A 23608-nucleotide genomic window follows, 5' to 3' on the forward strand; every position below is an offset into this window, starting at 1 on the left:
AGAAAGAAGCTATGCAAAGGAGCCTGAAATCCGATGACCGATACATCTGCGTCTTATGACAAGAATGCGGCCGCCCCCTACCCTCCGCTCGGCTGGAACAGCTGGGACTGCTACGGGGCGGCCGTCACCGAAGAGGAGATTCGCGGCAATGCCGCTTACATGGCGGCCCATCTGAAGGAATACGGCTGGGAATATGTCACGGTCGATATCCAGTGGTATGAGCCCGGCGCGGTCTCTTCCCAGTACCGTCCGTTCGTCCCGCTCGAAATGGATGCCTATTCGCGTCTGCTTCCGGCCGTTAACCGCTTCCCTTCGGCGGCCGGCGGGCAGGGCTTCAAGCCGCTGGCTGCTGAAATTCACGGTATGGGCCTGAAGTTCGGCATTCATATCATGCGCGGCATTCCGCGCCAGGCCGTCCATGCCGACACCCCGATCCTCGGCAGCGCCGCCACCGCCCGCAGCATCGCCCATCCGAACTCCATCTGTCCGTGGAACACGGACATGTACGGCGTGGACGCCTCGCGGGACGGAGCCCAGGCGTATTATGATTCGCTTTTTCAAATGTACGCCGATTGGGGAGTCGATCTCGTCAAAGTGGACGACATCGCCGCTTCCCGGCTGTACGGCACCCACCAGGACGAAATCGTCCTGATCCGGGAAGCCATCGCCCGCTGCGGACGGCCGATGGTTCTGAGCCTGTCTCCCGGTCCGGCCCCGGTAGAGCTGGCCGGCTTCTTCCGCGAGCATGCCAATATGTGGCGGGTCACCGATGATTTCTGGGATCAGTGGCCGCTGCTCCTGGACATGTTCGACCGCTGCCGCGCCTGGCAGAGCGTCGCCGGTCCCGGCTGCTGGCCGGACTGCGATATGCTGCCTCTCGGACACATCGGCATCCGCTCGGTGGACGGCGGCGGTTCCGACCGGTGGACCCGGTTCACCCGCGACGAGCAGCTGACCCTGCTGTCGCTCTGGAGCATCGTCCGCTCGCCGCTCATTCTCGGCGGCGAACTGCGCGACAACGACGAATGGACGCTGTCGCTCCTCACCAACCGCGATGTGCTGCGCCTGCACCGCGAGAGCGGCGGCGCGCGCGAAGCGCTCCGCCGGGGGCCCGCCGTCGTCTGGACGGCGGAAGAGAGCGGCGGCGCCGTGTACGCCGCCCTGTTCAACACCGGCGAGACGCCGCTTGACCTGCGGCTGTCGCCGGAGGAGCTCGGCCTTGCCGCCTTCCCCGGCGGCGGGACCGAGCTGTGGAGCGGCCAGCCCGCCCGGCTGGCCGAAGGCGCCCTGGACGCCGGCGTGCCGCCGCACGGCGTCCGGCTGTACCGGTTCGGCTAAGGAGCCGCGCCCGGCGGGCTCTTAGCCGAACCGGCTCCAGCACCAAGAGGCCGCCCCTGCCGGGGGGCGGCCTCTTGGTGCTGCGGCGGCCTTTCGGTGTTGCGGACGGCCTCTTGATGCTGCGGGCCGCCCACAGGCCCTGCGCCTCTGCCGCCCGCCGGGCCTTACAGCTCCATCAGGAACTGGAAGATCCGGTCCGGCATGCCGGGCAGTCCTTCATGGCCGAAGTCCGGATAGATCTCCAGCTGTAGCGGGGAGCGAATCTTGTTGAGCGCAGCGAACTGGGTGGACGGCGGGCAGATATTATCCATCAGCCCGACGCCGAACAGCACCTCCGCCCGGATGCGCGGAGCGAGATGCTGGATGTCGATATAGCCCAGCTTGGCAAAAATCTCATCCTCCCGCTTGTGCTGCGGATCGAAATGCCGGAAGTAATCCCGCAGCTCGCCGTAGGCGTCCTTGGCCAGGTCCATCTCCCATACGCGCTTGTAGTCGCTGAGGAACGGATAGACCGGAGCCGCCCGCTTGATCCGCGGCTCCAGCGCGGCGCAGGCGATTGTCAGCGCGCCGCCCTGGGACCAGCCCGTTGCGCCTACGCGGTTCTCGTCGACTTCCTCGAAGCCCATCACGATTGCCGCCAGCTGGGCGGTGTCCAGGAAGACCTGGCGCATCATCATCTGTTCGGCCGGGCCGTCCAGACCGCGGATAAAGTGGCCCTGGAACGTGTTGCCCTTGTGGCCGCCGCGGTCCTCGGACCATCCGCCCTGGCCCCGCACATCAAGCGCGGCGCAGGAGAAGCCGAGCGCAGCATATTGCAGCCGGTCCTGCCAGTCTCCCGAGTCTCCGCTGTAGCCGTGGAACTGGAGAACGGCGGGATGCGGCGCCGGAACGTCCTTCGGCCGGATGTATTTGGCATGTACGCGCGATCCGCCGACTCCGGTAAAATACAAATCAAAGCATTCCGCATACGGGGCCTGAAATTCCGCAGGCACCAGCTCCACCTGGGGATCGGTTGCTCTCATCTCCTCCAGCGCGGCTTCCCAGTACGCGTCGAAATCCGCGGGCCGCGGATTTCGGCCCTCATAGTCTTTTAATTCTGAAAGCGGCATGTCCAGCATGGGCATCGTATGTATCCTCCTCGTATGGTCTTCTTGGTTCCAATGGTCTTGTTGACGGCAACAGTCTTGCTGCTTAGCTTACAAAAGCGTCCGCCTCTACTTCTGTCTGTTCCCGGCTGCCGGCGCGGCCCCGATCCGTCTCAGCCAGGCGGCGCAGAGGCCCGGCCAGGTCCGGGCTTCGGGATGGTCCTGGGCAAGCCCGAGCCCATGCTCCCCCGACTGATAAGAATGCAGCTCGAACGGCACCTTGCTCCGGCTCAGCGCCGCCGCCAGCAGCAGAGCATTCTCCACCGGCACATCCGGGTCGTCCGAGGTATGCCAGATGAAAGCCGGAGGCGTATCGGCGGTTACCTGAAGCTCGTTCGAGAGCAGCCGAATTTCCTCTTCGGACGGTTCCGGTCCCAGCAGATTCGTGCGTGATCCGTCATGCCGGAATTCACCGAGGCTGACGACCGGGTATCCCAGGATCATAAAATCCGGCCGGCAGGACATCCGCTCCACCGGGTCCGCCGCCCCGGCTTCGCCCGGGTCATAGTGTGTTCCGGCTGCTCCGGCCAAATGTCCGCCCGCCGAGAAGCCCAGAATGCCGATCCGGTCCGGATCGACGCCCCACTCGGCGGCATGCAGCCGGACCGTCCGGACAGCCCGCTGGGCGTCGAGCAGCGGAGCGGGATGCCGGTACGGCGCAACGCGGTAATCCAGGACGAACGCGGCGAGACCGAGCCCGTTCAGCCAGCGGGCCACCGGCCCGCCTTCATGGTCCGCCCGCAGGAAGTAAGCGCCTCCCGGCAGGACGATCACGGCGGCGCGGAGCGCTTCGCCCGGGCCGGGCAGATAGGCCGTCAGCGCCGGCCGGTCTTCCGGCCCGTCTCCCGCAGCCAGCGGGGCGCCTTCCGGCCAAAGTTCCATTCGCATATCGCTATCCTTCTCTCATCAAGCTTGCTTGCACTCGCTTACATATTATCATAGAAGCCGAGTCTGCGGCAGACCCGTCCGGCAGGACAGCACAGAAGGAGCGCCTCCCCCGGGAGACGCTCCTTCCATAATCCTGCTCCATGTCCTGCTAAAGGTCCGATCATACCTTGAACTTGCCGACCAGTTCCTGCAATTCTTCCGCCATGTGCGACAGCGACGACGAAGAGGCTGAAATGTCCTCCATCGCCTGATGCTGCTCGGCTGCGCCTTGGGAAATGCGCTTGGACTCTCCGAGCGACTCGCGGGAGATCGCAACCATCTCGTGCATGGAGGCCGAAATCTCCTCGGTGCTGGCCGAGAGCTCCTCGGTGGCCGCCGATACTTCCTGAATCTGGGCGGTAACGCTCTGAACGGCATCCAGCACGGACTCGAACACTTCACGCACCCGGTTGATTCCCTGAACGCCGGCCTCTACCCGGCCGATGCTCTCTTCTACCGCCTGGCCGGTATTCAGCGTAGACTGCTGAATCTCCGCCACAAGATTGGCAATGGATTCTGTGGCTGCGGACGTCTGCTCCGCCAGCTTCTTGACCTCCCCGGCGACGACCGCGAATCCGCGGCCGTGCTCGCCCGCGCGGGCCGCCTCGATCGAGGCGTTCAGCGAGAGCAGATTGGTCTGCGTGGCAATGGAAGAAATGTAAGTGACGATGCCGTTAATCTCTTCCGACTTGGACTGAAGCACCCGGATTGTCGCCGCCGACCGGCCGACGGTCTCCTTCACTCCGTTGATCTGGGCAACGGCGTCCTCGACCGCCTGGTCTCCGTTCATCATTTCCTTCTGCACGTCAAGCGCCCGTTCGTTGACGATTCCGGCCGATTCGGCAATTCGCTGAATGCCGATCGCCATCTCCTGAATGGCCTCCGCCGACTGCTCGGACCCCTCCGTCTGCATCGTTGCGCCTTGGGCCATCGTCTCGGCGGCCTGGGCCGTCTCTTCCGACGTCTGAAGCGAGCTGGCTGCAATGGCGGTGAGCTGTTCCGAAGACGCCGCCGTGTGCTGCACCGAATCGGAGAGCTTCTCCAGCGCATGGGAGAAGGAATCCAGCATCTCGTTCATGCCGGTCTTGACCTGCTCCAGCTCGTCGCTGCCTTTGACCGGAAGCCGGTCGGTCAGGTCGCCTTCCGAGACTTTCTTCATCAGCCGGGTGAACGGCTTCAGCCGCTTCATGATAACGGCGGACGCCAGATAGGCCAGCACCGCTACGGACACGGCGCTGATCAGCAGGGTCAGCATGGCTTCCCGCTTGGTTGCCGTCACCTTGGCCAGCAGATCGGAATCCTCGCCGCTGACGACCACTCTCCAGCCGGTCAGATCCACGTTGTCATAGGAGGCCGTCTTGGCGGTGCCGTCCGGCTCGGTGTAATGCACGGTACCGGATTCTTTTGCCAGCACTTCATTGTCGAACGTCTTGATCTTGGCGGCGTTGGCGAACTCCTTGAAACTCTTGCCGATTTTGTCCGCATTTGGATGGGTCAGATATACCCCGGTCTTGGACAGCAGGTAGGCATAGGTCGTCTTGCTGAGCTTATTCTCATTGAGGCGCTCCAGGATGTGGTCTGGGCTGAGCATGCCCTGAATAATTCCCTGGAAATTGCCCGACTTGTCTGTCAGCGGGATGTCGATCAGGATGATGTTGGCCCCGCTCTTGCTGTCCTTTAGCAAATCCGAGACGCCGACCGTCTTCTCCTTCTGGATACGCTGGAAATTGGCGAAGCCCGATATATCGAGCGAGACGTTCTCCTCGTTGAACGCCTGTCCCGCAGCCGTTGAATAGTAGAAAGACAGCACATCAGGGTTCAAGGCCTTCATCGTCTGCAGAAGAGCCACAATGCGGGCGCGGTCTCCGCCCAGCAGAACAGGCTGATATTCGGCCGTCAGACTCTTGAACGCGTCGATCTTCTCCTTAAGCAGCGTGTCCAAGGCAGCCGCATTGGTCCCCGCAAGCTGAAGCTGCTCGTCTTCGATTTCCTGCCTCACAATCCCTGTGAAGGATTGCGACAGCGTCCCGGTTACAATCAGCAGCGGTACAATAACCAGCACCAGCAGCAAGGCTGTCAGCTTGGTTTTGAGAGATACAGACCGCTTGCGCAGAGACGAAAAAAATTTCATGCATTAACCCCTCGCTGTCGTAAATGAAATGATATCTCCTATATTTTCGACATTTTTCGCCTTTTGTTTATAGAGAAATTCGTTTTTTCCAAAAAAAAGAACCTGCGTCTAATCCAACGCAAGTTCCTGGATTCACACAGGTTCCGGCGGCTCTACCGGAACAGCCCTGTCAGAGCCCGGGCCAGAGGCTTCCACAGCCGCGGATACTCCCGCTCGATCAGTGCTCTGACTTCATCTGCGGGAATGGTGCTCCAGTTGCCGTCGCCCGGCATCAGGGCATACGCTCCCCGTGCAGTATCCCCGATGGCGATATGCCCGCTGGCATAGCCGCCGATCGCGATATGGGAAGCGATCGCGCAGCCGCCGACCGAGAAGAGGCCGACCGCCAGCCCGCCGGCCGCAATGACGCCGACGGCAAGGCCTCCGAAGGCAACCGTTCCGGCGGCGATTCCTCCGGCTCCCAGCAGCACCCCGGCAGCGAGTCCCGCAAGACTGATGAGACCCAGAGCCAGCGCACCGAAGCAGAGAGCGCCCAGCGCGACCACTCCGACCGATATCACTCCGACGGACACCGTCCCTACGGCGACAATGCCTTTGGCCACCCGGATCCCCCGTCCGAGGTTGACATGGACGAGCGGAACGCCGAACCAGGTCCGGCGGCTCTTATATTCGTAATGAAACGACGGCCCCCAGGAAGAGTAGGGCATTCCCGGCCCGGTCTCCGGCACCGGCTGCCGGACGAATCCGTCCGGGGAAGCCGGTGCCGCCTGCTCCGCCGTCCCCGCCTCTTCCTCTTTGAGCAGGGCATCGACGCTTACCCCGAACAGACGGCTCAGCGCCACCATCTTGTCGAGCTCCGGGGAAGACTGTCCCGACTCCCACTTCGAGACGGCCTGTCGGGACACGCCGATCCGGTCCGCCAGATTCTCTTGGGACATCCCCCGCTGTTTTCTGTACATTTGCAGTTTATCTGCCAATTGCATCCTCAATCACCTCATCCCGATCTTATCTCTGACGGCATGAAATTGGCTACCAAGTTAGGCTTGCAAGATGTCAACCGGCGGTTGCGGGGCCTGATTTAGTCCTGAACAATGCCCTTCAGCCCTTTCATGAACCGGCTTGAGGCATAGCAGATCTGCCCGTTCTTCATCCGGATCTCCCGCTTGCCGAAATCGACCTCCATGATGTTGTCCTTGTTGACGACAAAGGAGTTATGGCAGCGGTAGAACCGGGTGTCCCGTTCCAGGATGTCCTTGAGCTTGCCGTAGAACTCCACCTGACGGTTCTTCGTATGCAGGATAATTTTGTGCAGCTGGGGCGATGTCTCGAAGAACATGATCTCGCCATACGGCACACTGATCATCTTGTCGCCGGATTTGACCTGGAAGATCTTCAGATTGTCGTGCTTGTTCATCACGTAACGCTGGTTGGCGGTGTTGATGCATTCAATGACCCGCTGGCGGATATCCGTGAACTGGTCCTTGGTAATGTAGTCCATCGCCTCTACCTTGTATGTGAACGTCAGATAAGTCAGTTCCGGGTGGGTCGTCACGAAGACGATGGCCCCATAGGTATCGTATTCGCGGATTTCCGCTCCCAGAGCAATCCCGCTCTTCTCTTCCTTGAGATCGACATCAAGAAAATAAAGACCCGTTACCCGGTTATTCCGCAAGTACTCCAGAATATCCTCCGAGTTCGGCGTCGCCATGACAATCTTCATATCGAGATTCTCCATGGTGATATAATCGGACACATATTTCACCATCTTTTTGCGCTGCGCTTCATCGTCTTCACAAATAAATACTTCCAGCATGCCTGACTATGATACCTCCTCCATACTCAACACCTGAATAAACCGTCCGTCCCGGCATTCCGTATCCAGCGTGGCTTCCCTGGAACCGCTGACGACTTCCCGAAGCGTGCTCAGCCCAAGCCCCCGGTTGCTTCCCTTGGTGGAGAAGCCCCGCTCATACATCCGGTAGATCAACGGCGTATCCGGCCGGCAGCTGTTGGATACGACAATCAGAACCGACTGGGGACGCTTGATCAGCGCAACATTGATCGCCGGCTCCTGGCACTGCACCGCCTCTTCAATGGCGTTGTCGAGAATAATGCCGATGCACCGGCAGAGATCGACCGAGTCCATCGGCGTACTCTCAATCACTTCTTCCACCTCAATGACCGTATCAATGCCCAGCTCCTGGGCCTGAATCAGCTTGGAGGACAGAATGCCCTTCAGCTCCTGAAGCTTCACATTCTGCAGAGCGCCCAGCTTGAAATTATTCGATTGCATTCCCCGGCTGATCGGAACAATCTTGTTCTCAAAATAAGCCTGCAGGCGGTTCATATCGTTGGCCCGGATATACTCCGACATGGTCATCAGAATATTGATGTAATCGTGGCGGAACTGCTGCATCTCCCGGTACATGGACTCCAGCGTGCTGGTGTATTCCATCAGCTGCTCGTAATGCTCCTGCCTGCTCTTGAGCGCCGTCTCCTTGAGAATAACGCGAATCAGCACCGAGAACACGGCAATCAGCAGGACAAAATAGAACAGAAACAGCAGGGAATTCGCTTGAATATTATGTTCGGAGAAGCCCTGCTGTTCGCCGTTGAAGATATTGATATAGAAGATCGATAAGGTCGTTACGCTCAGCAGCAGGAAGAGGCCGCCGTATTTCTTCGTGAATTCTTTGTATTGGAGGATCAGCTGAATCAGTCGGCGGATGCCGAAGCTAAGCAGAATGGACAGGCAGAGGATGCCAAGACTGTAGAGAACGGCCGGCCAGCCGATCGAGGCCTGAGTCTGGCTGAAGTTGATGTCCAGCAGGAGAATGCTGACCAGGTTGAGAACATAGTCGCTCAGCACGAGCAGAATGAGGGCAATGACCGGAGTCAGAATACTGACCATGAGCCGCCTCAGATGGTACCAGAGAAACAGCGCAATGACGGGCAGAACCACAAAGATGCTGGCCGTTCCGAGAAGCAAATACAACGGATAAGCCAGTGCCTGGGAGCCGGGAATCAGAATCAGCAGTTCCCTGGAGGTTACCTTGTAGTCCAGCATGACATAAGCGGAGAGAACAACCGTCAGGATTTGGATTAGCAGGCAGAGGAACGTATACATGGATGCTCCTTCAGAAGATCATGTCTATTTCCAACCATACTATCAAATCCCTTTTCCATCGGTCAACAGAAAATGGCCGTTTTTTCCTCGTCTCCTTTATTTGTCCTCCCGAGCGCTCTTCAACAGCTCCAGCGGCAGTTCCGGCTCGTATCCGATTAAGAAACAGCATTTCTCCAGCGACATTTCGCCGCTCTTGATGGCCAGACTGCCGAGCGCATGCGCCATGTGACCTCTAATTCCGGCTAACCGATCCTGCTTCATATTGTTCATAGTTATTAACACTCCTTTTTAATAGTTGGTATGTAAAAGGGTGAATCATCAGCGTCTGCAGGGCGGCCCCCAGCATGAGCAGCGCCTTGAACGGCGCGGGGCAGAGCAGTGCGGCTGCCGTGACGGCCAGGCAGGCGCCCAGCGATTGACTGCGGAGCTTTCTCCGCCGGTTCGGTCCAAGGAGCGGGAACTTGCTGGTGTCGGCCGGCGCGTGTCGCGCCAGAATCCACAGGCAGATCAGGGATGTGAGCAGTACGGGGAAATTGCCAAAGGGCAGGCGGATTGCCAGATACGGCAGTCCCAGGAGCAGGACGGCGCTGGATAAGGTGCAGCCCAGACTCGTATTCGCATGGAGACCGAAGGAGCTCCTTCGCACCGCATAGTAGGCGGTATGGAGCACAAGGGTCTGCCACAGCAGATGACAGGCGGCGGAAGCGGCATAGATGAGAGTCGTTTTGCTCAGATTAATCAGCAGCATTTCGATTCCAAGCTTCATCTTCAGGACTTCCAGCCGGTCCAGCTCTCGGCCTCTGCTGAGCAGAGCGGTAAGCCGGGCAGCGGCCTTCTCCGTCATGGATACCCTGGCAGCGGTTGCTTTCAGCGTCATATCTCATCTCCTCTCTGAATCTATCTTAACTCCTTGACAGACTCGTGAACATTTTAGGCGTGACAATGCGATTTTCCTTCCTGTTTGCGTATAAAAGGGGCCGAATCTTGTCCTAACTGCTGCAGCGGAACACCTAGCTGCACAGACAGACTCCCTCCCCTGCTGTCTTCAGGGAGGGAGCCGGATAAATTCTTATGAAGCCATCAGCGCCGCCAGTGCGGCTTCGATGTCCATTTTGGCCGGAACGACGATACTGCAAATCTCCATCTCATTCTTCATGAAGCAGTAGCCGGTCAGAAACGGGAACCAGGCGAACTTCAGGCGGTATACGCTGCGCTGGAACCGCCCGTCCCGGGCAATCCCGCTGATCTCATAGACCGGGTAGTCGGCCAGCAGCCCCATCCGCAGCGCCTTGCCCAACGCTTCCTTGCAGCTGAAGAACATATACCCGAACGCTTCCCGGAATCCGGCCTGCGCGATGAGCGCCTGTTCCGCCTCGCTCAGCATATCGTCGACGGGAATGCCGTCGCGGATAGTCTCGACGTCCACGCCGACCAGCTGGTCCTTCGTATACAGCACCGCCAGAATATATTGCTTCGAGTGGCTCAACCCCACTTCAACCACATGGTCTCTGAGAATGGGGTAGCGAAGAACGCCGTAATCGACCGTGATCTGATCGAAGGCTTTTTGCTCCCCGATAAAGTGCTCCAGCAGACTCTTCTTGATGGCATACCGGCCGTACAGAAATTCCCGCCTTCTCCCCTCATTCACCATGTTCCGGTATATGTCCATTTCCGTCCGGCTGAGCGTATCTTCCGCTTCAATCGCCGGCATGGCATCCATTTCGATCAATACGGGGTGTATCACATCGGCTCACTTCCTTACCGTTTCATCAGATGTCTCACGCCTTACAGGCTGTACGCGGCATGGTATTCTTCACCGATCATGGACGAGATAGCGGCAACGGTCGGATTCTCGATGATATCGAAGAAGCTTAAATCGGAACCGAACGTCTGGTTGAGTTCCCGGGCAATCTCCCATACCGTGATGGAATCCATGCCAAGCTCGAAGAAATCGGTCTGCGGCGTCAGCCGGTCCGTGTTCACGTACCGCTGCACAATCCGGGCGACCTTCTTATCCTTCGGCAGGAAGAAGCGTTCATAGAGCGTCCGCGTATCGGTCTTGCCGTTGTCCGTGAGCGGAAGCTCGGACACGTAGACCGTCTTCGCCGGGAGCATGTACATGGGAAGCACCGACTTCAGCTTGCCGTTCAGGTTCTCCAGGCGGGTCGTGACCGCCAGACAGATTTTTTTGTCCTGCACAAAAGCATGCGCATTCTGGGCTCCCAGCGACTTGGCCGCATATTCGATCTCCTGGAGATCAATGCGGTAGCCGTTCACCTTCACCTGCGTATCCTTTCGCCCCAGATAGGAGATCCGGCCGTCCGCCAGCTTCCGCACCAGATCGCCGGTCCGGTAGACCGGGATGCCGTTCCACTCGGTGAACACCTCGGCGGTCTTCTCGGGATTGCCGAGATAGCCGAGCGCCATTCCCTCGCCGGTCACATACAGCTCGCCCTCTTCGCTCTCCAGACCCGACTCGTCCACGACGAATACCCCGGTTCCGTGAATCGGCGTCCCGATTGCAATCTCCTCCACCTCGCTCTCCATGACGTCCAGCGTCGTGAACACGGTGTTCTCGGTCGGACCGTAGCCGTTGATGACCGCCGTATACGGAAGCGCCTTGCGCACATGCTGGAGGCTGAGCTGCTCGCCGCCGACAATGACGCGGTCGAGCCGCTTGAACATTTCGGGCTTCTTGTCCACCCAGAAGTTGAACAGCGAGCTGGTGATCCACATCATGTCGATCTCCTGGTTGATCCGCTTCTCTACGAGGAAAATATTGAGCACCTCCGTCTTCGACATCAGCGCCACGGTCATGCCGCTGAGCAGACCGCCCCACACCTCGATGATCGAGGCGTCAAATTCCAGCGGGCTGATATGGGAGATCGTCTTCCCCGCCTCCAGCCCGAGCCGCTTCTCGCCGAGAAGCCGGAGAACGCCCCGGTCCGGAATGCCCACCGCCTTGGGCAGCGATGTCGTTCCCGATGTGAAGATCACGTAGCAGAGCTGGTCGGCGGACCGGCCTGCGGCCTGCCATTCGCTCTCCCGCCCGGCCTGCGGCTCCAGCACCTCGTCGATCGTCAGCCGGATGCCGAGCGTCTCGCGCATGTACTGCTTCCGGGTCTCGGGATAGCTCTTGTTGATGACCGTATAGGCGGCCCCCGCCTTCAGAATGGCGAGCATGGCGGCGATGGCTTCGATGCTCCGCTCCAGCTCGATGGCAACGACATCCCCCGGCCCGATGCCGGATTTCGCCAGCAGATCGCCGTACCCGTTCGAGAGGGCGTTCAATCCGGAGTAGGTGATGCTCCGGTTCGTCTCGGATACCGCGACCGTCTCTCCGCGGCTCGTCAGATGGGTGTGAAAAAGCTCCAGTATACTTGTCATTGTAATCTTCCTCCCCTAATTTCAGATCGCGGGCCGCTTCGAGCCCTGAATGAACAGCAGCAGATCCGAGACGACTTCCTCCTGGCATTCGTACAGGAAGAAGTGTCCTCCCGGGTAATCGTAACGGGCAAGCTCGCCTTCGGTGACATCCTTCCAGTCTTCCGGCGCGGTGACGGAACGGTCGCTCCGTCCCTGGAATACGGCCACCTCCACTTCCGCCGGAAACCGGCGGCACCGGTAGCCGTTGGTGATGTTGTAACGGCCCACCGCCGCTATATCGCTGCGCAGCGCCGGAAGGAACAGACGCCGCATCTGCGGCGAATCGAACTGATGCTCCTTGATGAGTCCGTAGACGCGGCAGTGTTCCAGCAGAGCTTCGTCTTCTTCCAGATCCTCTTCACTGACCCGGACGCGGTGCGGAGGGGTGGCCGCCATGAAGATCAGCTTCCCTATGCGGAACCCGCGCTGCTTCAGCAGCTGGGCCAGTTCATAGACAATCAGCGAGCCCATGCTGTAGCCGAGTAGGATCAGCTCTTCATCCGGGTCCAGTTCCGGCTCAAGCCGGGCCAGCAGGTCGGCAGCCTGTTCGGCGATGGATTCCAGCGCCGGCTCCGAGAGACGCCGGCCGTGGCCCGCATATTCAACGGCCAGCAGGCCGAGGTCCGGCAGCCGGGCACGGATTTGTTTGTGCAGCCCGGTAAATACATTGACATGGGCGCCCGCATAGGGGCAGCAGATCAGCTTCACGGTCTTCTCCTCCTTGTCGTTATCCGGCCAAGCGGTCCGGCGATGTGTCAATCAGCAGGTGATAGGCGTTCCCGTGCATGGAATACACCGGGATCGAGAAGCGGGTATACCGGGCCGCCTCCGTCGTCCAGTCTTCCTCCCGCACGGCTCCGATGAGACGGTTCGGCGTCTCGATCTTCCGGCCGGCCAGCTCGCCGCCCTCCTGCCGGGCCTCCAGCAGCCGGCACAGGCCCATCAGCCCGTAGTAGCCGACGACATACTGGACATCCTGCTTCAGGAAGCCGCCCTTAAGGCCGGGATACGATTTGCGCAGATTGCGGACAAAGGACAATTCCGCCGAGTCGTCAATCTCGTTGCCTCTGCCGTACAGGTCCATCATGATGTCGGCGTCCGCCTCCATGCCGGCGGCTTCGAGCGACTGCGCAATCAGCTTCTTCATGACGTTGCGGTTGACGACAGAGCTGCCCATCGCCCCTGTCCCGATATGCCGGATCTCCGCCAGAATCGGGTCTCCGTCGGCCAGCGCGCGCTGCTTCTCCTTCAGCACGAAGGCGGCGCCGCCTTCGGAATAGTAATGGCCGGAGGCCCCCTGCTCGAACGGCTGGATCAGACGGTCGTCTCCGAAGCCGAATGCCGACAGCTCGTAGGGCAGCGGCAGGGTTGCGGCGCAGGAGCCGCCGCAGACCGCTGTGCTGAATTGTCCGTACCGGATTCGGTTGTAGGCGCTGAGCAGGGAGCCGGCGCCGGAGCTTGAGGCCTCGCTGACGGTCTCCAGAGCCGGCGCCCGGCCCGTTCTCAGCAGCTTCAGGTAACCAAGCGGGTCCAGCAGCTCGAGGGCCTGCCGGAACAGCTCCGGCTCAAGCTGCATGAAGAGCGATTTGGCCAGCTGATCGGTCTGCGCCGATCCGGCCGAGACGAGCAGCCCGCCCTCTTCTCCCCGCAGCGAGCCGAGCAGCGGCTGGAACAGGGAGAGAGTGATGCGCTCGCTGGAGAGCAGGAACCGGGTCCGCTCCTCTCCGATCCCTTCCAGAGGGAAGCGGTCCTCGAGCGAAGGGTAGAACAGGCCGTCAAAGGAACCCGCCCCTTCGATGGTGCGGCCCACCCGGGAAGACAGCGACTCCAGCCGCTCTTCCCAGATGTCCGCTTTGGCTGCCAGCAGCCGCTCCGCCTCCTGCGCATGGGCCGCGGGCAGATCGTAACGGCATCCGACGATAACCACCTCTCTTGCGGAACCGGTCATGCCACTCCCACCTCCAGTTGCTCCCGGACATAGCCGCTGAGCTGGCGGACCGTCGGGTAGATGAACACGTCGGCCACCTCCATATCAATCCGGAACTGCTCGGCGATCGGTTTGTAGATGCCGAAGGCCTTCAGGGAGTCGCCTCCCAGGTCCGTGAAGCTCTTGTCCACATCCACTTCCTGGAGATCCAGCACCGAGGCGAAGACGACGGTTACGAACTGTTCGACGGTATCCTGGCTGTCTGCGCCGACAAGGGTCAGCGCGTCATAGCTCTTGATGGCATAGCTGCCGGCTTCGCCGCCTTCCGCTGCGGCCGGCTTGGCCTCGGCGGCGTCCGCCCAGGTCTGCGGAAGCTGCATGTACGGGCCCAGATAGTCCGCCGCCCGGTTCCGGTTGAATTCGCCGGCAATGATTCGCGGCACGCCTGCGCCGAGGGACAGCTTGATATATTCCCGTCCGATCAGCGTCGGGAGGGACTTCATCAGCAGATGCTCGTCAGCAGCCGCCATATCGCCGAACGCCAGCGCCATGCCCGTCTCGCTCCAGCCGGGCCACTGCACCGCCGTCATCCGGTTGTCCGCCAAGGCGGCTCCCTCCAGATAGGCATTGGCCAGCGTGTAGGCGAACTGTCCGGGCGATCCGGCGATTGTCGTCATGGAAGAGCTGGCTACGAAGAAGCGCAGCGGCTGTTCCCGCGTGTACCTGCGCAGCAGCGCCGTTCCCGTCACCTTCGGTCCGGTCACCTGGCGGAACTGCTCCCGGGTCTTGCTGAACAGCATCCCGTCTTCCGGCACGCCGGCCAGATGCACGACGCCGGCAATCGGTCCTTGTGCCGCCAGCTGCTCCAGCGTCTGCCGGACTTCCTCCTCCGAAGCCAGGTCGCAGCGGTGGAAGGTCATCTCTCCCCGGGCGGCCAGGTCCTGCAGCCGGAGGAGCTTGGCTTCTTCCTCCGCCGTCCGCGTCTCCTTCGCGGAGAGGACCGCCAGGGTGTCGGTCCGGCCCAGAACGGCAAGGCGGATGCCGGAGTGGAGGCGCTGAAGCTCTTCGGCATACTCCAGTCCGATGCCGCCGTAGCCGCCGGTGACGACGACGATGTCGCCGTCCGAGAGCTCGAAGCGGTTCGGCTCGGTATCGCCAAGCTCCGCCAGCGTCTCTTCGTACAGGACGCCGTTCTTAAGGATCAGCTTCTTGCCCGCCAGCTCTTCCTCCATGGCCAGACCGATCAGCCGGTCCACCGAGAAGTCATCGCTCTGCACCATGATGGTGGAGAAGCCGGTGTTCTCCATGCCGAGGATGCGGGCCGAGCTCAGCAGCGCATACTGCAGCGGGTCCACGGTTCCCTCTGCCGAAGCGGTCAGCCCGCGGCCCGCGGCTGCAATCAGCTTCCCGCCGCGGCGAAGCAGCTTCGGAACCGCCTTGGCGAACCGGAAGTAGTGCCCCAGTTCCTCGTCCAGCTGTCCGGCCTCCGTCTCCTCTTCCCGGGAGAGCCACGGCGCGTAGATCACGGCGTCGTACCGTTCGCCGGCCGTCAGTTCCTGCCGGTAATCGGCATAGGTTACGTCCGCCGTTCCCTCTGTCCAGATGCCGGCGGCGGCCGGGTCGCCTACAATCAGGGTCCGGGTACCGGCAAGCTCCGCAGCTCCCGTCTTCGGCGCGACCGAAGACGGCTCCCACCGGACGGTATGCAGCTGCGGACGGAAGTACACATTGGCAAAGGCCTTCATGCTGTATTTGTCCACAAAGGCGATCAGCTGTCCGTCCTCGGTATACACGGATACATTGCCCGTGATGACGTCATGGTCGGCTGCCGGATTGTACAGCATCTCGGTGACCGAGTAGACTTTGCGGGTAAACGGCACGCCGGTGAAGGTGAATTTGCCGTAGGACAGCGGCAGATAGGTCTTGCCGCACTCCTGGGCGCGCTCATACACCATGGCGCCCATCAGTCCATCCAGAATGGACGGATGGAGATGATACTCCTTCAGATCGTCCGCATACTTGGGATTGAGATCCAGCGAAAGTCTGACCAGGCCCGGCGTGTGGAAATCCATCTGGAAGTTGTGGCCGAAGAAGTCCCAGCGGCCCTTGAAGAAGCTGTTGTTCTCCGCGCCGAGAACCGCCGGAGCCAGCTCGCCGAACGAGTCGGTGGAAATGCGGCTCAGTTCGGCCGGTACGGCCTCCGCCTGTCTCATCGAGAAGACGGCATGCACGGTATAGTTCTCCAGCGCTTCCCCTTCGTAGGAGAAGGCCTCGACTTCAAGCTGGCCGCCCGCAAGCTTGTGGACGAGAACCGAGAAGCTCTTCGGCGTCTTGTCGTCAAGCTGGATCAGGCTCTTGAAGTACAGCTTGTCCAGCGTGTACGCCGGCGTCTTGTAGTAGAGCACCGCCAGTTCGGAAGCGAGCTGGGTGTACGTCGTTCCCGAGAAGGTCCGCTTGCCTCCGATCCGGTGGTCGTCGACGAACCAGTCGTCCGGGTGCAGCGTAACCTGGTACACGTCCGTCTTCTCCGACCGGAGCGTCTGGCGGCGGATCAGTCTTCCGGCTACAGGCTGGCCTTGCTCGGCCTTGACCGGCCGGCTGTACGTTTTGACATTCGCCCAGAGCACGACGCGCTTGAATTCAAATCCCGGCAGGGAGACCGTGACCGCATCGCCGTAAGGGAAATCGTCGAAGGCCGACTCCAGTCCGTCCAGCGCAAGCCGCAGCCGCTCTTCCGCCGTAACCGACGCCCTGTCCGAACGCAGCCGGTGCTGGGTCAGCTTCTTCATGTCGGCGGACATTGCCGCTCCTTCGGAAGCCGCAATGCCGTCCGCCACGGTTCCGCTGTTCCGAAGAAGCGCGGCGGCTCCGCGGAGCTTGTCCGCCAGCTCCTCGCGGCTGGCGGCCAGGAATCCGACGGCCGAGGGATGGCGGTCTCTGCGGCGAAGCAGCGTATAGGACAGGTCCTTCAGCCGGTAGCGGTTCAAGTAATCGGCATGCTTGTCGAACTTATTCAGCACGACCAGAAGCTGCTCCGCGGTCGGGGCGCTGAACAGGAACGGATACACCGTACCCGGCTCCTCCGGCTGCACCTTCCGTTCGTATTCCTCCAGAATGACGTGGGCGTTCGTTCCGCTGAAGCCGAAAGAGCTGACTCCGCCGCGGCGCGGGTACTTGCCCCGGACCCAGGCAGCGGGCTCGGTCGGGATATAGAACGGGCTGTCCACGAACCGGATATACTCGTTGGGCGCTTCGAACGAACGGTTGGGGAAGATCTCCTGGTTCTCCAGCGCCAGCGACATCTTGATCAGGCCGCCCACTCCGGCCGCGCCGACCGTATGGCCGATGTTCTCCTTGAGACTGGTCAGGGCGCAGAAGCCCCGCTTGCTCACATATTTCTTGTAGGCATCCGTCAGGCCTCTGGCCTCGATCGGATCGCCGAGCTTCGTTCCCGTTCCGTGGGCGTCGATGTACTCCACCGTCTCCGGCGAAATGCCGCTGCGCTCATAGGCGTCGATCAGCAGATCCTTCTGGGCGTGGGGGTTCGGCGCAGTCAGTCCGTTGGAGCGGCCGTCGCTGTTGATCATGCTGCCCCGGATGACGGCGTGGATGTTGTCGTTGTCCGCCACCGCATCCTTCAGCCGTTTCAGGATGACGATGCCGACGCCTTCCCCGAAGATCGTGCCCTGCGATTCGGCGTCGAACACCTTCAGGAAGGAGCGGGGCGTCTCCACATTGCTGTACTGGTCGATGACGCTGCCCTGGCGGGGGAACAGGCCCAGGGCGATCCCGCCGACAATCGCGCTGTCGATCTCGTGGTCGCGCAGCGTTTTCACCGCCAGATGGGCCGCCACCAGCGAGGAGGAGCAGGCCGTGTCGATGACGAAGGACCCGCCGCTCAGGTTGTAGAGATAATTGAGCCGGCTCGCCAGAATGCCCTCCCAGTTGCCTGCGTTCACATGGGTCGAGTCCTCCTCGATCTCGGAGCGGTAGCTGGCCGTAATGGATTTGTCCTTGCCGATATAAATGGCCGTCCGGCTGTCCTTCACCCGGTCCAGAGTAAGGCCTGCGTCTTCAAGAGCAAGGTAGGAATGCTTCATTACCAGACGGTGCGTGGGATCGACATAGCGGGCTTCTTCACGGGACATGCCGAAGAATTCATAATCGAAGTTGTCAATCTCCTCCAGATACGCTCCTTGTTCCTTGCACAGCCGGTCCAGGAAGTCCTCCGGGGTCGTCTTCAGGTGGGCCGCTCCGTTCAGCAGATAGCTGTGGTCCTTCGGGATATAGGCAACGCGGTCTTGGGGAAACGTCTTGAAGCCGCGCTTGCTGTGCTTGATCGCCTGATAGAATTCAAAGGCGTCCCGGACGTCCGAGTACTCGCAGGACATGCCGACAATCGCGATGTCGTCCGGCAGAATCTCTTCCAGCAGGGACTTGCCGGTCTCGGCGTCGAGCTGCCCTTTTTGAACCTGGCCATAAATGTATTCGCTAGCTTGCATGGGGAATCGCCTCTTTTCGGATAGGTTATGCGTTCAGGAACGCGAGGATATCGGCGGGATCAAACCGCGGTTCGCCTGCCGTCTCTTCCGCCGCCTGCACGGCGGCCCGGTCTCCCGGACACCCGCCGGCAAGAGCGGCCTGTCCCTCAATCGTGGACACGGAGAACAGGGTCGTGACATCGAAGACGCCGGGGTAAATCCGGTTCAGCTCATCGCACAATTGCACAATCGTAATGGAATCTCCGCCTTGTTCAAAAAAGCTGACCGACGGATCATATTCGTCTTCGCCAAGGGTAAGCTTCCAGGCATGCAGCACCCCGTCATGCCCGCTAAGGTCCGCTGCGCCTGCCGCTGCTCCGCTGCTTCCGGCGATTGCCGCAGCTCCCGCTTCCGCCTTCGGCCGGGGGGCCGGGGCCAGCAGGGACGTGTAGGCTTCAGCAGCCGGGCCCGTCAGCCGGAACATCGAGGCATACCGTTCGCCGGACTGGATGAAGCGGTCAAGCAGCGCCGCTCCCCGCTCCCGGTCCACCTTCTCGAAGAAGGGATCGGCCTGTCCGGCCGACATGCCCGTATCCGACCAGCCGGTCAGATTGAGCGTCCGGACGCTGCCTTCCGCAAGTGCCAGGCCCGACTGGTACGCGTTAGCCATGCAGTACTCCGCCTGGCCCACCGCCCCGATCAGTCCGGCGAGCGAGGAGAAGTGGAAGATGGCCTTTGCCTCGCCGAAGCAGCGGCCGAGCAGTGCGGAACCGGCGATTTTGGATTCCGCCTTCTTGCGGAAGTCCCCTTCCGTCTTGTTCAGGAACAGCCCCTGCGCCGGTTCGCCCGCAAAGTTCAGCACGGCGGCGATGCCGCCGGCGCGGTCCGCGAATGCCCGGACCTGCGCTTCGTCCGTAATGTCCAGCCGGACATAGCGGACGTTGGGGCCGGCCGGGCCGAAGCCGGAGCCGAAATGGGACGCTTCATCCTGCGGCCAAGCGGGCATTTCTTCCCGGCGTCCGGCGGCGATGAACTGCGTCCCGGGATACCGGCTGGATGCGTATGCCAGATACGCCCTTCCGATGCCCGATCCGCCGCCCGGCACCAGAACCGTATCGCCGTCCGCGAAGAGCGGCGTCTTCGGCGCTGCGGGCTGGAACCGTTTCAGCCGCACGGCGTACCATTCGCCGCCGCGCTGGACGAGCCACGATTCCCCGGAAGGCTCCAACCGCTCCAGCCGGCCGGTCTGCGTATAGTCCGTGTCGATGAGGACTACGGCGTAACGGACCTCCAGCCGGAGGGAATGCAGGCCGAGCGCCACAGCCCGGTTCCCCGGGCTCACCCCGGTTCCCTCCGTTCCTCCGGTCAGCCCGTTCGTCACGTAGGTCAGCCGGTTCAGTCCCGGCCAGCCATTGAGCTTAAGCAGCACCTGTCCAAGCTCATAAGTGCGCCCGGCGATATCGTCTTCGCCGCTGCAGTTCCGGTCCCACAGGAACAGCTCGGCGGCACCCTGCCGCTCCAGATTCGGCAGCAGCTCCAGCAGCTCCCGGACACTGGCAAAGTACCGGACCGGGGCTTCCGCCTCGACCGTTCCCCGCAGCGATTCATGCGCCAGGTGCAGCGTGTCCGGCGCCGGAGCTTCCCGGAACTCCGCAAAGGCCGGTACCAGCTGCTCCCGGTGGAAGAAGCCCCGCAGCTCCGCGGGCTCGGCTCCGGCGGCGTCCCGCGCCGCATTCTTGGCCTGATAGCCGCGGGCCGACAGCGCCAGCCTTCCCTGCCCGTCGAACAGGTCCACGTCGAAGGACAGAATGACATGTCCCCGTTCATCTCGGGTCCGCTCGCGCAGCCGGATCTCTGACTGGAGAACCGGTCCAGCCAGGGCGGTCTGCCGGACCGACACCTCGTTCCAGAGCCAGGGGAATACGATCTCGTCCGGCTCGGCCAGTCGGTTCAGCGCATTGAAGGCCGGGTCCAGCATCGCGGGGTAAAAAGCATACTGCCCGAACTCCCGCTCCAGCCCTTCCGGCACCCGGAGCCGGACAACCGCCCGGTCCAGCTCCTCGCTGACCCAGAGCTCATCGACCACTTCCCAGCGGCGGGAGACGGCGATGTCCTCGCAGGTCTCGCCCACCTGGCTCGTTACCGGAAGGCTGCGCATGCCGGCTGTCGCCGGTTCCGCCAGCGCATGCCGCTCGGGCTCCTCCTGCCGAAGCTTCTCCTGCGGGAGCCTCTCCCGCAGCTCGAATTGCAGCCAGGGAAGCGTGGTCTCCTCCAGCGTGTAATGCACACTCCCCTTCAGCGCCTGCTTGTCCAGCTCCAGCGTAACGGTAAATCCGCCGCTGAAGACGGAGAGCTGGCGCAGCAGATGCAGATGGGCCAGATCGTACTTCTCGAGGCTGTAGGCCGTTCCGCCCAGTCCCTGGGCCAGAATCTCGAAGACGGCGGTCCCGACCATAAGATGCTCCGAGCCGAATTTATGCTCGGCGATCTCCCAGTGCTTCCGGCTGTGCAGCGGGAACTGCACCAGAAGCCGCCGCTCGCTCTCCATCCGCTGAAGCGCATGGCGGACCTTGAAGGAGTTGCCTTCCTTCGGGAACCAGTACCGGGCCAACCGAAGCGGAAGAGCGCCTTCCGGCCGCTCCGCCTGCGGCTCCCCGGCCCAGCCTTCCAGAACGACATGGGCGTTCGTGCCGGTCATTCCGAACGAGCTGACGCCTGCCAGCGCGTCCGGCGCAAGCGCCTCGCACCGCTCGGGAATGTAGAACGGAGAAGGCACGAACTCGATTTCTTCGTTCGGCACCCGGAAGTCGGGATGCGGCAGCACCGTCCGGTAATGTAGGGACAGGGCCGACTTGATGAGAGAGAACAAGCCGGACGCGACATCAAGGTGGCCGAAGTTGGATTTCCCGGCGGTCAGGGCGACCGTCTGCGCCTTCAATCCGCGGGCCAGGAAATAGGCGTTCAGCGCCTCGAACTCGATCGTATCGCCGATGGCCGTTCCCGTTCCGTGGGCTTCGACAAAAGCGAGCCGGCCCACACCGTCTCCCACCGGCGCCCAGGCTTCCCGCAGAAGTCTGGCCTGCGCTTCGGGGTTCGGCGACGACATATTCATGGTCTGCCCGTCGTTGTTCAGCGAATAATTGCGAATAAGTGCATAGATCCGGTCGCCGTCCCGCTCGGCATCCTCGCGCCGCTTCAGAATAACGCTGCATACGCCCTCTCCGATCGACGTGCCGGTGCTGCGCTCGTCGAACGACCGGGTCTTCCCGTCTGCGGCCAGGATGTTCACCAGCTTGTCCTTGCGGAGACCGGGCTTGACATAGACGTTGACGCTGACCGCCACCGCCCGGTCTACGATGCGTCGCCGGAGATCCTCCGACGCCTGGATGACCGAGACCAGCGAGGAGGAGCAGGCCGTATCGGTCATCAGCGAGGGCCCGCGGAGGTCGTACACGAAGTTGATTCGGCTTGAAATGGTCGAGTTCAGCATGCCGAGCAGCTCGGGCGTCAGCCCTTCTTCCTGAAGAAGCTGCTGGTACTGGTACTGCTGGGTCGTATTCACGCTGCCGTACACGCCGCTTCGCGATCCCCGGATCGAATCCAGGCAGCCCGCGTCGTGCATGGCCCGGGTAGCGGACAGGAGCGCCAGCCGCTGGTTGGGGTCCATGTAGTCGGCACTTTTTTGCGAAAGACCGAACCGCTTGTGGTCGAATTCATCAATGCGCTGCAGGTAGGAACCCGGCATGAACGGCGATTCCCCCGCCGGCAGCCCGAGCTGCTCGCTCCGCGCCGCCGGAAATGCGCCGCCGGAGACCCTTCCGTCCCGGAGATCGCGCCAGACCTCGCGGACATCCCCGCATCCGGGAAGCATGAGATCCAGACCGGTAATTGCAATATCGCCTGTTAGCACCTTCTCATCTCCTTCCCGACTCCAATCGGGTCCAGTTATCCGGCCTTCCAGGCCAGCTTGCGGCAGTGATAATGGATCTGCTCCTCGGGAACCTTCTTCGTCTTCAGAATCAGCTCCAGCAGCTCCAGGGTCCGCCGCACCTCCTCCGCCGTCACCGGCTTGCCGATCTGCGATTTGATCTGGTTATACCCGCTGACCACAACGTGATCGTAGGCTTCGGCATCGTCGCTGCCGTTCTTGGTCGAGACGATCACTCCCAATGCGCGGGAGAAGAGATCGTAATGGCGGTCCACTTCCAGATCGTCCTTCAGCTCGGCGGCGAGGGCTTCTCTCAGCGCTTCCGTATGGAAGGCGTCCACCTTCGCCTGGCCTGCCAGCATCCCGGCGAACATCCCCCCCGGCGACAGGTCGATGAACCGCTGCACCCCCTGCTTCAGCGCGTAATCCACCGACTGCTTCCACAGAACCGGATGGACAATCTGGGCCGCTATTTCTTCCCGGACCCGTTCGGTACGGTACAAGCCGGCTTCCCGGTTGCCAATGACATGCATGGACAGATGCGTCTGGCAGGACCACCCTTCCAGAGCGGCGTATACCGAATCGGCCGCGGTCTGCATATACGGCGTGTGGAACGCTCCGCTGACTCCGAGCACGACGCCCTCCAGCCCGTTCGCGGCGGCAAAAGCCTGAATCGCTTCCCGGCCTCCGGCAATCACCGTCTGCTTGGCGGAATTGAAGTTGGCCATGTAGATGCCGCTGCCTTCCTTGACCAGCGCCTGAACCGTCTCCGGCGGCGCGAAGATCGCCATCATCCCCGTGCTCTCCTGGCTCCCGATGGCCGTCTTCATCGCCGTTCCCCGCAGATCGACCAGCCGCAGCCCTTCTTCGTAGCTCCAGGCTCCGGCAATCGTCAGCGCCGTCAGCTCGCCCAGGCTGTGTCCCAGCACGTACCGCGGATACAATCCGATCTTCTTCCGGTATAGTTGGTACATGCACATCGACCCGACATACGTAGCAAGCTGGGCCAGGCGCGTATCCTTGCTGAGATCGTCGGAGAACCATTCGCGCACGGGCTCTCCCAGCACGGCTTCGGCCTGTTCGATCAGCGCGAGCGTATCTTCTTCCTCCAGCCAGGTCCGGACCGTCTCGGCCGGAAATTTGGTTCCCTGTCCTGCCAGCAGCAGCGCAATGTTCAT

Annotated in this window: 16 protein-coding genes; 1 reads left to right on the forward strand and 15 read right to left on the reverse strand. The window is 61.6% G+C overall.

The features are described 5' to 3' along the window. The first annotated feature begins 33 nt into the window (after window positions 1-33). Window positions 34-1338 (forward strand): glycoside hydrolase family 27 protein, encoded by a 1305-nt coding sequence (locus tag F4V43_RS16370; protein ID WP_150459330.1) that lies wholly within the window; start codon window positions 34-36, stop codon window positions 1336-1338. Window positions 1339-1502: 164 nt separating this feature from the next. Here F4V43_RS16370 and F4V43_RS16375 read toward each other — a convergent pair whose 3' ends face one another. The 15 genes from F4V43_RS16375 to F4V43_RS16445 form a co-directional block, all read right to left on the reverse strand. Beyond that, window positions 1503-2462, reverse strand: coding sequence for an acetylxylan esterase (locus F4V43_RS16375; RefSeq protein ID WP_150459331.1), 960 nt, complete (start codon window positions 2460-2462; stop codon window positions 1503-1505). Between the two features lie 90 nt (window positions 2463-2552). Then, window positions 2553-3371: an alpha/beta hydrolase gene (locus tag F4V43_RS16380; protein WP_150459332.1), complete on the reverse strand. Its 819-nt coding sequence runs from the start codon at window positions 3369-3371 to the stop codon at window positions 2553-2555. A 160-nt stretch (window positions 3372-3531) separates the two neighbouring features. Then, window positions 3532-5541, reverse strand: coding sequence for a methyl-accepting chemotaxis protein (locus F4V43_RS16385; protein WP_150459333.1), 2010 nt, complete (start codon window positions 5539-5541; stop codon window positions 3532-3534). A gap of 152 nt (window positions 5542-5693) precedes the next feature. Beyond that, the gene (locus F4V43_RS16390; RefSeq protein WP_150459334.1) at window positions 5694-6524 is read right to left on the reverse strand and encodes a helix-turn-helix transcriptional regulator; all 831 of its coding nucleotides are present in this window, start codon (window positions 6522-6524) and stop codon (window positions 5694-5696) included. Window positions 6525-6619: 95 nt separating this feature from the next. Then, window positions 6620-7354: a LytR/AlgR family response regulator transcription factor gene (locus F4V43_RS16395; protein WP_150459335.1), complete on the reverse strand. Its 735-nt coding sequence runs from the start codon at window positions 7352-7354 to the stop codon at window positions 6620-6622. Window positions 7355-7360: 6 nt separating this feature from the next. Then, the gene (locus tag F4V43_RS16400; protein ID WP_150459336.1) at window positions 7361-8668 is read right to left on the reverse strand and encodes a sensor histidine kinase; all 1308 of its coding nucleotides are present in this window, start codon (window positions 8666-8668) and stop codon (window positions 7361-7363) included. 96 nt (window positions 8669-8764) lie between these two features. Further along, on the reverse strand, window positions 8765-8938 hold the full coding sequence (locus tag F4V43_RS16405; RefSeq protein WP_150459337.1) for a cyclic lactone autoinducer peptide: 174 nt from the start codon (window positions 8936-8938) through the stop codon (window positions 8765-8767). After that, on the reverse strand, window positions 8901-9545 hold the full coding sequence (locus tag F4V43_RS16410; RefSeq protein WP_150459338.1) for an accessory gene regulator B family protein: 645 nt from the start codon (window positions 9543-9545) through the stop codon (window positions 8901-8903). The genes F4V43_RS16405 and F4V43_RS16410 overlap by 38 nt, the downstream gene beginning before the upstream one ends. Before the next feature lie 192 nt (window positions 9546-9737). Further along, window positions 9738-10412, reverse strand: coding sequence for a 4'-phosphopantetheinyl transferase family protein (locus F4V43_RS16415; RefSeq protein ID WP_150459339.1), 675 nt, complete (start codon window positions 10410-10412; stop codon window positions 9738-9740). Window positions 10413-10453: 41 nt separating this feature from the next. Further along, on the reverse strand, window positions 10454-12055 hold the full coding sequence (locus F4V43_RS16420) for a non-ribosomal peptide synthetase (protein ID WP_150459340.1): 1602 nt from the start codon (window positions 12053-12055) through the stop codon (window positions 10454-10456). Window positions 12056-12076: 21 nt separating this feature from the next. Then, window positions 12077-12802: a thioesterase II family protein gene (locus tag F4V43_RS16425; RefSeq protein WP_191089619.1), complete on the reverse strand. Its 726-nt coding sequence runs from the start codon at window positions 12800-12802 to the stop codon at window positions 12077-12079. A gap of 19 nt (window positions 12803-12821) precedes the next feature. After that, window positions 12822-14042: a beta-ketoacyl synthase N-terminal-like domain-containing protein gene (locus F4V43_RS16430; protein ID WP_150459342.1), complete on the reverse strand. Its 1221-nt coding sequence runs from the start codon at window positions 14040-14042 to the stop codon at window positions 12822-12824. Beyond that, entirely contained in the window at window positions 14039-18523 is a 4485-nt protein-coding gene (locus F4V43_RS16435) for an SDR family NAD(P)-dependent oxidoreductase (protein WP_150459343.1), read from the reverse strand. The genes F4V43_RS16430 and F4V43_RS16435 overlap by 4 nt, the downstream gene beginning before the upstream one ends. Before the next feature lie 25 nt (window positions 18524-18548). Continuing rightward, complete coding sequence (locus tag F4V43_RS16440) at window positions 18549-22412, reverse strand: beta-ketoacyl synthase N-terminal-like domain-containing protein (protein WP_150459344.1); 3864 nt, start codon at window positions 22410-22412, stop codon at window positions 18549-18551. A gap of 35 nt (window positions 22413-22447) precedes the next feature. Further along, entirely contained in the window at window positions 22448-23608 is a 1161-nt protein-coding gene (locus F4V43_RS16445) for an ACP S-malonyltransferase (RefSeq protein ID WP_150459345.1), read from the reverse strand.

It is taken from the genome of Paenibacillus spiritus, assembly GCF_008710135.1.
In the GTDB taxonomy this organism is placed as follows: Bacteria; Bacillota; Bacilli; order Paenibacillales; family Paenibacillaceae; genus Paenibacillus_AQ; species Paenibacillus_AQ glufosinatiresistens.

Bases quoted from the DNA above. Each gene is read 5' to 3' on its own strand.
- F4V43_RS16430 (WP_150459342.1), bottom strand. From the start codon at position 14,042: ATGACCGGTTCCGCAAGAGAGGTGGTTATCGTCGGATGCCGTTACGAT.
- F4V43_RS16395 (WP_150459335.1), bottom strand. From the start codon at position 7,354: ATGCTGGAAGTATTTATTTGTGAAGACGATGAAGCGCAGCGCAAAAAG.
- F4V43_RS16410 (WP_150459338.1), bottom strand. From the start codon at position 9,545: ATGACGCTGAAAGCAACCGCTGCCAGGGTATCCATGACGGAGAAGGCC.
- F4V43_RS16370 (WP_150459330.1), top strand. From the start codon at position 34: ATGACCGATACATCTGCGTCTTATGACAAGAATGCGGCCGCCCCCTAC.
- F4V43_RS16405 (WP_150459337.1), bottom strand. From the start codon at position 8,938: ATGAACAATATGAAGCAGGATCGGTTAGCCGGAATTAGAGGTCACATG.
- F4V43_RS16375 (WP_150459331.1), bottom strand. From the start codon at position 2,462: ATGCCCATGCTGGACATGCCGCTTTCAGAATTAAAAGACTATGAGGGC.
- F4V43_RS16380 (WP_150459332.1), bottom strand. From the start codon at position 3,371: ATGCGAATGGAACTTTGGCCGGAAGGCGCCCCGCTGGCTGCGGGAGAC.
- F4V43_RS16445 (WP_150459345.1), bottom strand. From the start codon at position 23,608: ATGAACATTGCGCTGCTGCTGGCAGGACAGGGAACCAAATTTCCGGCC.
- F4V43_RS16390 (WP_150459334.1), bottom strand. From the start codon at position 6,524: ATGCAATTGGCAGATAAACTGCAAATGTACAGAAAACAGCGGGGGATG.
- F4V43_RS16400 (WP_150459336.1), bottom strand. From the start codon at position 8,668: ATGTATACGTTCCTCTGCCTGCTAATCCAAATCCTGACGGTTGTTCTC.
- F4V43_RS16435 (WP_150459343.1), bottom strand. From the start codon at position 18,523: ATGCAAGCTAGCGAATACATTTATGGCCAGGTTCAAAAAGGGCAGCTC.
- F4V43_RS16385 (WP_150459333.1), bottom strand. From the start codon at position 5,541: ATGAAATTTTTTTCGTCTCTGCGCAAGCGGTCTGTATCTCTCAAAACC.
- F4V43_RS16420 (WP_150459340.1), bottom strand. From the start codon at position 12,055: ATGACAAGTATACTGGAGCTTTTTCACACCCATCTGACGAGCCGCGGA.